Origin of the sequence: Streptomyces lavendulae subsp. lavendulae, from assembly GCF_002803845.1 — a bacterium.
Taxonomy (GTDB): domain Bacteria; phylum Actinomycetota; class Actinomycetes; order Streptomycetales; family Streptomycetaceae; genus Streptomyces; species Streptomyces lavendulae.
The window spans coordinates 646,494-658,991 of sequence record NZ_CP024985.1 but is presented as its reverse complement, the minus strand read 5'-3'; the positions used below and the strand labels follow the sequence as shown (position 1 = coordinate 658,991).

Annotated in this window: 6 protein-coding genes; all 6 read left to right on the top strand. The window is 75.4% G+C overall.

What is annotated here, in order from left to right:
* The first annotated feature begins 154 nt into the window (after positions 1-154).
* The gene (locus SLAV_RS02880; RefSeq protein ID WP_051841509.1) at positions 155-2,998 is read left to right on the top strand and encodes a helix-turn-helix transcriptional regulator; all 2,844 of its coding nucleotides are present in this window, start codon (positions 155-157) and stop codon (positions 2,996-2,998) included.
* A gap of 90 nt (positions 2,999-3,088) precedes the next feature.
* Entirely contained in the window at positions 3,089-6,055 is a 2,967-nt protein-coding gene (locus SLAV_RS02875) for a helix-turn-helix transcriptional regulator (RefSeq protein ID WP_078950727.1), read from the top strand.
* 47 nt (positions 6,056-6,102) lie between these two features.
* A complete protein-coding gene (locus tag SLAV_RS02870; RefSeq protein ID WP_030241028.1) occupies positions 6,103-8,889 on the top strand; it encodes an AAA family ATPase in 2,787 nt (928 codons plus the stop codon).
* A 371-nt stretch (positions 8,890-9,260) separates the two neighbouring features.
* Positions 9,261-10,394 (top strand): cytochrome P450, encoded by a 1,134-nt coding sequence (locus SLAV_RS02865; protein WP_234333948.1) that lies wholly within the window; start codon positions 9,261-9,263, stop codon positions 10,392-10,394.
* An 11-nt stretch (positions 10,395-10,405) separates the two neighbouring features.
* On the top strand, positions 10,406-10,648 hold the full coding sequence (locus SLAV_RS02860) for a ferredoxin (RefSeq protein ID WP_051841512.1): 243 nt from the start codon (positions 10,406-10,408) through the stop codon (positions 10,646-10,648).
* Positions 10,649-10,781: 133 nt separating this feature from the next.
* Positions 10,782-12,383, top strand: coding sequence for a GMC oxidoreductase (locus tag SLAV_RS02855; RefSeq protein WP_030241021.1), 1,602 nt, complete (start codon positions 10,782-10,784; stop codon positions 12,381-12,383).
* The last annotated feature ends 115 nt before the right edge of the window (positions 12,384-12,498 follow it).

Sequence of the window (12,498 nt, the reverse complement as noted above, 5' to 3'; positions counted from 1 at the left end):
CGCGCCTTGGCCAAGGATCAGTGCATTCTGGCTCAAATCTGCCGGATCTCTTCCGAGTTCTCCCTTGGTGTCGCCTACGATCTTGTTTGTGCGGGGGGTTATGGCGTCGGGGACACCGGACGCCGGGAACGGTTCAGGGGAAGAGGGAAATACTGTGGTGGTCACCGTCGGCACTGCCCGGGCCCACGGCCCGGGCCGGAGCCTGGACACCCACACCGCCGCACTGGACGACCTGCTGCGCCACGCCGCGGGAGCCAGGGCGGGCACCGCGCGCGCCGTGCTCCTCAGAGGGCCCTCCGGGATCGGCAGGAGCCGTCTGCTGGCCGTCGCGAGCGAGCGCCTCGGGGCCGAGGGCATGGCCGTACGAAGCGTCGCGGGCCTTCCGGGAGGTGCCTCCCGGATCCGCGCGGTCGACGCCCTGCTCGAACCGCCCCCCGAGGGCCCCTGCGCGCGACCGGGCGGCGCCCACGAGCCGCGGGACACGCACCGCGACTGGCGCCGGCTGCACCGGCGTGCCCTGGACCTGCTCGCCGACGGTCCCACGGCCCTGGTCGTCGACGACGCCCAGTGGTGCGACGAAGCCTCGCTGCGCTGCGCGGACTTCATCCTGCGCCGGTCCGCCGACCAGCCCCTGCTGATCGTCCTGGCCCAGCGCACCGGCGTCCCGGGCCCCGGGACCCGGGTGCTCACCGAGATCCTCGCCCAGGACCGCTGCGCCCTCCTGGAACTCGGACCGCTGGACGAGCGCGACACCCAGCGAATGATCACCCGTGTCCTCGGAGCCCCGGCCGACCCGGCGTTCGTCCGGCGCTGCACGGAGATCACCGGCGGCAACCCGCTGCTCCTCGACCGACTGCTCCACACCCTGAGCACCGTGGGCATCCCACCCGGCGCCGACGCCCTGCACCAGCTGAGCACCGTCCACCAGACCGTACTGGCCTCCCTGGTACCCGAGTTCCTCGCCGCCGGCCCCGGCCCCGTCCGGCAGGTGGCCACCGCCCTCGCCGTGCTCGGCCGCGCCGCCGTCGACCCGCTCGCCGCGCTCAGCGGGCTGAGCGCCCGGCACGTGGAGTCCGCCCTGGGCCGGCTGCGCCACATCGAGGCCGTACCGGCCGACTCCCCGCCGCGGATGCGCGAGGGGATCCGTACGGCGGTCCTCGCCGCCCTGGACTGCGAAGAGCTGCGGGGACTGCGCGTGCGGGCCGCCCGGGTCCTCAGCGACGCCGGGCGTCCCGCGGCCGAGGTCGCCGAGCAGCTCGCCCTGCTGGAGCGGATCGACGAACCGTGGATGTTCGCGGTCCTGCGCGAAGCCCTCGCCGAAGCGCCGACCCGTGCGACCGTCGCGGCCGCCGGCCGCTGGCTGCGCGGCGCCCCGGGCCGTCGGCTCACCACCGCAGAACGCGCGGACCTGCACGTCGAACTGGCCCGCGCGGCCGCCCGCACCATCGTCGCGCCCGCGGACGCGCTGTGGCACCTGCGCCAGGCCCTCGCCCTGCTGCCCCACCCGCGGGACCGGGCGCCCGTCGCGGTGCAGTACGCCATGATGGCGCTCGGCACCCGCCGGGCCCCCGAGGCACTGCGATTACTGGAGCGGGTGCTGGGCGACCTGTGCTCCGGTACGGGTGCCGGCCCCGGGCCCGCCGACCGCGAAGTGCGCGTCACCGTCGAATCCGCCCTGCTGGCCACCGCGGTGAACGACCGGAGCGCCCTGCCCGCGGCCCGCGCCAGGGCCGCCGCCCTGCCCGTGCCCAGCGGCCACAGTCCGGCCGACCGGCGGCTGCTCGCGGCCCTCAGCGCCTTCGCCGCCCTGGACGGCGGATCCGCGGGCCGGGCGGCCGCGCTCGCCCGGCAGGCCCTGCGCGCCGACGAGCCGGGCACCGCGGGCTGGGGCGTCTTCTGCTGCTCGGCCGTCCTCGCACTCGCCGACTCCGTCGACGAAGCGCTGACGGCGCTGGACCAGGCGCTGTCCCCGGCCGAGACCCAGCCGCCCCTGTGGCCGCGCCGCGCCGCGCTGGCGGGCCGGTCCCTGATCCGCCACGGCACCGGTGACGTACCCGGCGCAGCACGGGACGCCTGGGCCGCCGTCGAGGTCGTCGGACCGGCCGGGGCCCCACCGTTCGCGCGGATCGCGCTGAGCTCCGTACTCCTCTCCCAGGGCGAGGCCCGGCAGGCGGCCGCCGTGCTCGACGCGCTCGCCCGTTCCGCACCGGACCTGGACCGGAGCGTCTGGGAATGGCAGCACTACCTGTACACGAAGGGCCGGATCCTGCGGGAACTCGGCGATCCGGAAGGCGCCCTGGAACTGTGGCGCCGCTGCGGCAGGAGCGAGGAGGAGGCGGGCATCGCCAACCCGGTGCTCGCCCCCTGGTGGCTGCCCACCGCCACCACGCTCGGCGGCCTGGGCCGGGGCGCCGAGGCCGCCGGCATCGTCGCGGCCGCCCGGGAACGCGCCCGCCGCTGGGGCACGCCGCGCGCCCTGGGCCTGGGCCTGGTCGCGCAGGCCGCGGTCGTCGAAGGCCGCGACCGTACGGGACTGCTCGCCCGGGCGGTCGACCTGCTGTCCGAGTCCCCGGCCCGGCTGGAGCTCGCCAAGGCCGAATACCAGCTCGGCCGTGAACTGCTCGCCCTCGGCGACGCCCGCGGCGCCCGGGGCCATCTGCGCCGGGCCATCGGCCTCGCCACCCGCTGCGGCTACCGCGTGCTCGCCGCCGTCGCCCGCGACGCGCTGGTGACCGCGGGAGGACGGATGCCGCAGCTCGCGACCGTCCCCCTCGACTCCCTCACCCACAGCGAGCGCCGGATCGCGACGCTCGCCGAGCGCGGCCACAGCAACAAGGGGATCGCGGAAGCGCTGTTCATCACCCCGCGCACGGTGGAGATGCACCTGACCAACGTCTACCGGAAGCTCGACGTGCGCGGCCGCGCCGATCTGCCGCGCGGCCTCGGCCGCCACCCCGGCGCCCCCAGACCGGCGGACGGCCTCTCCGCCACGTCCTGATCCCCGGGGGACGTCACACAGCCGGGAGCGCTCCCAGGCGGCAGCCGGGGGAGCCCCGATCGACCCGACACCCCTGGAGGACGGACAGTCATGGAGCGGACGACGGCGGCACATCCGGTTCGCGCCACACCACCGGTGCACCGCGCAAGGCCGGGCGGGGCGGGGGAACCGGCCGCGCTCGTCGGGCGGGACACCGAGGCCGGCCTGCTGCACGGCCTGCTGGGGCAGCTGCGCACGGGACGGCCGGCACTCGTCGAGGTGCACGGGCCGCCCGGCATCGGACGCAGCGCCCTGCTCGACCACACGGCGGCCCTGGCCCACGGCACGGGCGTACGGGTCGCCGCTGTCCGGGCGACGGCGGAGGAGGCCGGGCTGCCCCACGGCGTGGCCGGGCGGCTTCTGGCACGACTGCCCGAGGCGCCCGCCCGGACCGGCCCCGTGCCGTACGGCACCGCACGACCCGGAGCCGGGCGCGCCGACGGAGTACGGCCCCGTCGGACGGCGGACCTGTGCGCCGGGGTCCTGGAGGCCGCCGCCGGCGGCCCCCTGCTGCTCGTCGTCGACGACGTCCAGTGGGCCGACCCGCAGTCGCTGCGCGGGCTGCGGTCACTGGCCCGCAGGATGACGGGGGTGCCCCTCATGCTCCTCACCTCCCGCAACAGCGCCGTCCCGGCCACCGCGGACGAACGGATCGACGTCTGCGCCCTGGCCGGTGAGGACGCCGTGGTCCACCACGCGCTGACCCTGGGACCGCTGCCGGACGGCGCCGTCGGCGAGTTCCTCGCCGGGACCTGGCGGGCCCCGGTCGACGAGCCTTTCCTCGCCGATGCGGTCCGGCACGCCGAGGGCAGCCCGGCCCTGATGCGCTCGATCGTCGGACGGTTCGTCCGGCACGGCTGGACGCCCGGCACCGGCCCCGCGGGCCGGCTGGAGGAGAGCGCGGCGGAGGCGGTGCGGGAGCGCACCGTACGGACCCTGGCCCTGCTGCCCGACGAACTCCTCGGGGTCCTGCGCGCCATCGCGGTCGCCGGGCCCGACTGCACCCCCGGCCTGATCGACGCGCTGGCCGGCCCGCGGGCCCTCGGTACCTCCCGGGCCCTGGCCCTGCTGCGCGGCACCGGCCTGCTCGCACCCGGGCCCCGGCCCGCGTTGCGGACCGCCGCCGCGGCCCGGGCCGTCCTCGCCGAACTCGGCAGCGAACACCGCGAGGAACTCCACGCCCGGGCCGCCGACTGGGCCCACCGCGCGGCCCTGCCTGACCGCGCGCTGGCCCGGATGCTGCTGGACGCCCGCCGGATCGGGGCCACCTGGGCGGTTCAGGCCCTGCGCCGCGAGGCCGAGGAGTGCCGGGCCACGGGCCGGCCCGGCCGCGCCGCCCGGCTCCTCGAACGGGCGCTGCGCGAGCCGGTGCCGCCCGCCCTGCGGATCCGGCTCCTGACCGACCTGAGCGCGGCCGTGCTGCCCACCGAACCCGAGGCCGCGAGCCGCCATCTGTACCGCGCCCTGCAGACCCCCGCAGACGGGTCCGCGGCCGTCGCCGACACCGCCGCCGACGCCGAGACGGGCCGCGCCCTGCTGCGCGCCGCGGAACTCCTCGTGGCCCGCGGCGACGTCGACACCCCCCGTCCCCGCATCGCCCGGGCCGCCGACGCCGTCCGCCCGGGCAGCGCGGAGCGGTCGGGCCTGCGGGCCCTGCACTGGATCACCGAGTACAGCCGGCCGGACCCGGCGGACGGCGTCGAGCCGCTCCTGCCCGACTCCTGTCCGCTGGAACGGTCCGCCGAGGCGGCCGTCGCAGCCTGGCGCACCGCGCAGCGCGGCCGCAACATCGACCGGGCCCGGCGGCTCGCCCGGACGGCACTGGCCCCGCAGGTCCGCGAGCACGTTCCGCTCACCGTCCGGGCGGCGGCCGCGCACGCGCTCGTCCTCACCGGGGACACCGCGGAGGCGCGCCGTGCGCTCGACGAGGTCCTGGTGCAAGCCGAACGCAGCGACGCACGCGCGGTCGCGGGCCTCGCCCTGCTCGTCACCTGCCTCGCCGAGCTGCGGGCCGGCCGCGACACCGCCGCGGCCGAGGCCCTGGACCGGTGCGAGGGGATCATGCCGGGCCGCTGCTGGCATCCGCTGATGGCTCCCGGTCCCCTCGCGCTACGGGCCCTGCTGCACCTGCGGCGGGGCGACCGGACGGCGGCCGAGCGGGCCCTCGCGGCCGAACTGCCGCCCGGCGCCGAGGGCGGGCTGCCCTGGGCCTACCTGCTGTACGCCCGGGGCCGGGTCGCGCTGGCCGGCGGAACGCGCGAACAGGCCTTCGCCGACCTGCTGGAGTGCGGGCGGCAGCTGCTGGCCCGGCAGGCGGTCAACCCGGCCGTGCTGCCGTGGCGTTCGGCCGCGGCGCGGGCCCGCGAACCCGGAGACCCGCTGGCCGCGGCGCTGCTCGCGGAGGAACGCCGACGGGCCCTGCTGTGGGGTTCGCCCGCCGCCATGGCCGCGGCGCTGGGGGAGGGGGCCGCGGCCGCCGGGGCCGGGGGGACCCCCGCCCCGGGCCGGGGGAGGCCGGTCAGCTGGCAGTACCGGCAGGCGCTGGTCGCCCTCGGCACGGCCCCGTCCTCCGGCCACCTCACCGTCGACTCCCTGCTCGGCAGCGACCGGGGGGCAGCGGCGGCCCCGAGGCCCGCGACCCCCGCACTCCCGCTTCCGTCCCGTTCGGCGTCAGGGTCCGCGTCCGGGTCCGATTCCCGTTCCGCGTCCGGGCCCCTGCCGCCGTCCCGGTTCCCGTCGGTCTCCCCGCCGCCGCCCGCGTCCGTACGGACGCCCGCGGGCGGCGGGGCCCCGGGCCGGACCGCGAGGGGTGGGGGACCGCTGACCCGCGCCGAGCAGCGCGTGGCGGCACTCGCCGCCGGCGGCCTGGGCAACCGGGCGGTCGCCGAGGAACTGGCCGTCACCCCCCGGACCGTAGAGCTCCACCTGACCAAGGTCTACCGCAAGCTCGGCATCCGGGGACGGCCCCAGCTGGCCGCCGCCCTGCGGCGCACGGCGGGCGGGGCTCCCGGCGCGTGAGCCACACCCGGCCCTCCCCGGGCCGTCCGAGAACACACGGAGGAACGATGAGGCCCCTGTTGCACCGCCAGAAGGAACTCGACCTGATCACCGGCGCGATGGACGCGGCCCGCCACGGCTCCGGCGGCGGCTCGCTGGTGGTCGTCACCGGCGGCCTGGGCACCGGCAAGACCGCCCTGCTGCGGGCCCTGCCGGTACGGGCGGAGCGCCGCGGCCTGCGCGTCGTCACCGCCAGCGGAGCCGCGTTCGAACGCGACTTCGAGGCGGGCGTACTCGGCCAGCTGCTGGCCCCCCTGCTGCCGGGCACCCCCGTCGCGCCGCCCGGCGACTGCGCGGGCCCGTCGGCAGGGCCCCTCCAGGACGACGGCCTCCTCGCGCTGGTGGCCGAGTACGGCGCGCACACACCGCTGCTCATGCTGGTCGACGACCTCCAGTGGGCCGACGCCGCCTCCCTGCGCTGGCTGGGCCTGCTGGCCGGGCGCGTGGCCGGGCTGCGCGTCACCCTCGTCGTCACCCTGCGCGAAGGCGACCCCGGCGAGGACGACCCCCGCCTCCAGCAGCTCGTCGAAGGGGCCTCCCGCGTCCTGCGGCTGGGCCCGCTGCCCCCCGAGGGCACCGCCGACCTGATCGGCGCCCTGACGGGACGCCCCGTCGACCCGGCGTACGCCCGGGCCTGCCACGAGGTGACCGGCGGACGGCCGTTGCTGCTCACCGCCGTCCTCGACGCGCTCTCCGGGCCCGGGGAAGGGCCGGGGTCCGCGGACGACGTCCGGGCCGTCCACGCGGTGCGCCCGGCGGCCCTGTACGAACGGTTCGCCGTCGTCCTGCGCGACCAGCCCGCGCCGGTGCGGGAGTTCGCCACGGCCCTCGCGGTCCTCGGCGACGGCGCGGAGGAGGAACTGATCGGCAGACTCGCCGGCCTCGACGGCACCGGCCGCATCGAAGCCCTCAGAGTGCTCCGACGCCTCGGCCTGGTCTGCGAGGGCCCCGCGCTCCGCTTCGTCCACCCGGTGGTCGGCGAAGCCGTCGAAGAGGCCATGACCCCGGCCGAGGCGGAGAGCATCCGGGTGCACGCCGCCCTGCTGCTGCACCTGGGCGGCCACCCGGCGGAACGGGCCGCCGCCCAGCTCCTCGCCGCCTCCTCCTGCCACGAGGACTGGGAGAGCGACGTACTGCGGGCGGCGGCGGCCTCGGCCCTGCGGCGCTCGGCCCCGGACACCGCGGCCCGCTATCTGCGCCGCGCCCTGCTCGGCAGCTCGCCCGAAGGCCCGGACCGCGCCGAGCTGCTGGTGGAACTGGCCATGGTCGAACGGGATTTCGCACCCCGCGCGGCGCTGCGGCACCTCGCCCAGGCCCTGTTCCTGTTCCCGGAGACCGACCAGCGGGCCCCGGTGGCGGGCCGGATCCCGCCGTTCCTCCTCGACGGCGCCCCCTCCACCACCGTCGACACCGTGGTCAGGACCGCGGCGGAACTGGGGGAGCCCGCGACGCTCACGGGCACCGCCCGCGGGCACGCGCTGCGCCTGGAAGCACGGCTGCGGCACCCGGCGCTGGCCGGCCCCGAGGAACCGGCCGCCTGCGGCGCCAGGCTGCGGGCCCTGGGCCCCGCCCCCAGCCTGGACACGGCCGCCGAACGCGAACTCGTCACCGTACTGCTGCACGGAGCCGCCCTGGCCCAGACGGTCAACGCCGCGGAGGCCGTGGCGCTCGCGGAGCGGCTGCTCCAGCACGAGCCCGCCGCCACCGACCACGTGCACACCGCCCTGCCACTGCTGACCGACGTCCTGGTCGCCGCCGACTCCCTCGCCACCATCGGCCCCTGGCTGGACACCGCGTACGAACGGGCCCGCAGGGAGAACGCCGACGTACCGCGCGCCCTCATCGCCGTCGAACTCACCCGCCTCGCCCTGGCGCGCGGCGACCTGACGGGAGCCGCGGCGCACGCCGCGGAGGCGCTCGCCCAGGACGCCACCGACTGGGCCACGCTCCAGACCCTGGCGCCCGTCGTGCTGGCCGCACTGGAGGCCCGGGACACCGCCCTGTGCGAACGGCTGCTGTCCGGCCGCAGGGAGGAAGCCGCCCCGAGCCACCGGCCCTCCCTGCGCCGGCTCATCCACGGCTCCGCCGCGGTCCTGCGCGACGACCTCCCCACCGCCCTGGACTGCTTCCTCGAATGGGGCCGCGCGGCCGAACGCGCCCACTGGCGCAACCCGGCCATCGTGCCCTGGCGCACCTGGGCGTCCGCGCTGCACTACCGGATGGGCCGGCCCGACCGGGCCCACGACCTGATGGAGGAGGAGTACGCGCGCGCCCTGAGCTGGGGCAGCCCGGTGGCCATCGGCCGGGCCCAGCGCGGCAAGGGCGCCATCACCGAGGGCGTGCGCGGCATCGCGCTGCTGCGGGAGTCCGCGCTCACGCTGGAGGGATCGGCCAACGCCCTGGAACGGGCCCGTACCTCGCTCCTCCTCGGCCGCCGGCTGCTCGCCCAGGGACGCCAGGCCGAGGCCGAGGACCGGCTGACCCGCGCCCGTACCGAAGCCCTCGACTGCGGCGCGCCCTGGATGGTCGAGCGGGCGGTCAGGGCGCTCCAGGGCATCGCCGGTTCCCGGGGCGAGGACGTGGCGGCGACGCTGACGCGCACGGAGCGCCGGGTCGCCGCGCTCGCCTCCCGCGGTGCCTCCAACAAGGCCATCGCCGAGCGGCTGGAGGTGAGTTCGCGCGCGGTCGAGAAGCACCTCACCCACGTCTACCGCAAACTGCGGGTCGACGGCCGTACCGGACTCGCCGCGATGGCCCGGCTGCTCTCCGACGGGGCGGGCCCGGTGCACCCGTAGCGCTCCGGGCGGGCGTGGTGCCCCGGCGTCGGGGAGGCACCGAACCGAACCGAACCGAACCGAAACACCTGCGGTACCGGCGGTAACCGTACCCTCCGTTCCCCGCCCACAGGGTTAGTGCACCAGGGATTGATTTCGTTGACACCCTTCACCGCGTCTTCATACCTTCCTTTTGGCGGTGATCGAACTGCGAGGGCCGAGGCCGAATTGAGGCCGTCGTGAGGCCGGATTTCGATGCCCAATTCCCCTCGGGCCCCAGCGGAACCCGCCACGGTCAATAAATGCACGCAGGACAGGAAAGGGCGGAAATGAGCCAGGGTGCACCGGTGATTTTTTCCACGGTCCGAGACGGATACTTCAATCCGCCCCCGATGACGCAGTCGCTGCGCCGGACCGAACCCATTGCCCGGATGGAATTCGCCGACGGGCACCTCGGCTGGCTCGTCACCGGATACTCCGCCGCGCGGGCCGTCCTCGCCGACAACCGGTTCAGCGCCCGGGGGGAACTCAAGCATCCCCCCGTACCGCGCGCCGCGACCCTGGAGGAGGCCCCGGCCGCCCCGCCCGGCATGTTCATCCAGCACGACGCCCCCGAGCACCAGCGCTACCGCAAGCTCCTCGTCGGGCAGTTCACCGTCCGCCGGATGCGGATGCTCACCGAATGGATCGAGGGCATCGTCGCGGAACGCCTCGACGCCATGGAACGCCTCGGATCGGAGGCCGACCTCTTCGAGCACTTCGCGCTGCCCATCCCGTCCCTGGTCATCTGCGAACTGCTCGGCGTGCCCTACGCCGACCGTGCGGGTTTCCAGCACGACACGCACGTCTGGAGCAGCTTCGGGGAGTCCACCGAGGTCGTGACCGCGGCCTTCCTCTCGCTGGGCACCTACCTGCAGGGCCTGGTGCGGCTCAAGCGCGCCGAGCCCACCGACGACATCCTCAGCGGGCTGATCGCCGCCGACCCCGACCTCACCGACGAGGAACTGACCTCGATCGCCTTCCTGCTGCTCGTCGCAGGCCACGAGACCACCGCGAACCAGCTCGCCCTCGGCACCTTCGCGCTGCTGCGCCACCCCGAACAGCTCGCCGCGCTGCGCGCCGACCCCTCCCTGATCGAGGGCGCCGTCGAGGAGAGCCTGCGCTACCTGAGCATCGTCCACCACGGCCCCACGCGGGCCGCCCTGGAGGACGTCGAGATCGACGGGGTCCTCATCAAGGAGGGCGAGGTCGTGATGGTCTCCCTCGCCGCGGCCAACCGCGACCCCGAACGGTTCCCCGACCCCGAGGCCTTCGACGTGAGCCGGCGCGCCGGCGGCCACCTCGGCTTCGGGCACGGCATCCACCAGTGCCTCGGACAGCAGCTGGCCCGCATCGAACTGCGCGTCGGCTTCACCGCCCTGCTGGAGCGCTTCCCGGCACTGCGCCTGGCCTGCCCGCCCGAGGAGATCAGGCTCCGCCACGACATGCAGGTCTACGGCGTGTACGAACTGCCCGTCGCCTGGTGACCGGCGACCCGCTGAGGATCGAGGTCAGCCGGGACCTGTGCCGCGGCGCCGGCATGTGCACCCTGCTCGCCCCCGAGGTCTTCGACCAGAGCGACGAAGGCGTCGTGCTGCTGCTCGACGCCCGTCCGCCCGCCGCCCTGCGCGCCGCCGTCCGCGAGGCCGCCGACCAGTGCCCCTGCGCGGCGATCACCCTGCACAAGCCCTCCCCGATGCCCGAGGTCCCCGAGGTCCCCGAGGTCCCCGAGACCCCCTGAGGTCCCCAAGACCCCCTGAGGTCCCGCCCCGCCCGCCGCGCCGCGCGACCCGCCCTCCCCCCCCGCACCACAGCTCACACCCCTTCCCGAAAGCCAGGTACACACCGTGGAACAGCACCTTTCACGTCGCCGCATGCTCGGACTCGCGGCCCTCGGCGCCGCCGCCATGGCGGGCAGCACCACCATCGGCGCCACCCGGGCCCTGGCCGCCGACCGCGCCGGGACCCCGGCCTTCGTCCCCGCCGTCGTCATCGGGACGGGCTACGGCGCGGCCGTCACCGCCCTGCGGCTCGGTGAGGCCGGCGTCCGCACCGTCATGCTCGAAATGGGCCAGCTGTGGAACCAGCAGGGCCCCGACGGCAACGTCTTCTCGGGCATGCTCAAGCCCGACAAGCGCTCCAGCTGGTTCAAGACCCGCACCGAGGCGCCGCTCGGCAGCTTCCTCTGGCTCGACCTCGCCAACCGGGACATCGACCCCTACGCCGGTGTCCTGGACCGGGTCAACTACGACCAGATGTCCGTGTACGTGGGCCGCGGCGTCGGCGGCGGCTCCCTCGTCAACGGCGGCATGGCGGTGGCCCCGAAGCGCTCGTACTTCGAGGAGGTGCTCCCGCGCGTCGACTCCGCCGCGATGTACGACCGCTACTTCCCGCGCGCCAACTCCATGCTCCGCGTCAACCACATCGACAACGGGTGGTTCGAGGGCACCGACTGGTACAAGTTCGCCCGCGTCTCCCGCGACCAGGCCCAGAAGGCCGGCCTGGGCACCGTGCACGTCCCCAACGTCTACGACTTCGACTACATGCGCCGCGAGGCGAACGGCGAGGTCCCCAAGTCCGCGCTGGCCGCAGAGGTGATCTACGGCAACAACCACGGCAAGCAGAGCCTGGACAAGACCTACCTGGCCGCCGCCCTGGGCACCGGCAAGGTCACCATCGAGACCCTCCACCAGGCCAGGACCATCCGGCAGCAGAAGGACGGGACCTACCTGCTGACCGTCGAGCAGAAGGACGCCGACGGCAGGCTGCTCGCCACCAGGGAGATCTCCTGCCGCCACCTGTTCCTCGGGGCCGGCAGCCTCGGCTCCACCGAACTGCTGCTGCGCGCCCGGGAGACCGGCACGCTGCCCGACCTCAGCTCCGAGATCGGCGCGGGCTGGGGCCCGAACGGCAACATCATGACCGCCCGCGCCAACCACGTGTGGAACCCGACCGGCGCCAGCCAGTCGTCCATCCCCGCACTGGGCATCGACGACTGGGACAACCCCGCGGCCCCCGTCTTCGCCGAGATCGCCCCGATGCCGGCCGGTGTGGAGACCTGGGTCAGCCTCTACCTGGCGATCACCAAGAACCCCGAGCGCGGCGCCTTCGTCTACGACGCCGCGAACGACCGGGCGAACCTGCGCTGGACCCGGGACCAGAACACCCCCGCCGTCAATGCCGCGAAGTCGCTGTTCGACCGGGTGAACAGGGCGAACACGACGATGTACCGCTACGACCTCTTCGGCAAGCAGCTGAAGGCGTTCTCGGACGACTTCTGCTACCACCCGCTCGGCGGCTGCGTGCTGGGCAAGGCGACCGATGACTACGGCCGGGTGTCCGGATACAAGAACCTCTACGTGACGGACGGCGCCCTCATTCCCGGCTCCATCGGCGTGAATCCGTTCGTCACCATCACCGCGCTCGCGGAACGGAACATCGAGCGCGTCATCCAGCAGGACATCAAGGCGTCGTAAACCCGGCACCGGGACCGGCCCGTCCGGGTTCATCACAGCGCGAATCGTCACGGGGTTTCCCCGGTATGCCCGCACGCCGAAATGCGCTGCGGAACCAGCAAATTGGCATGAGTTC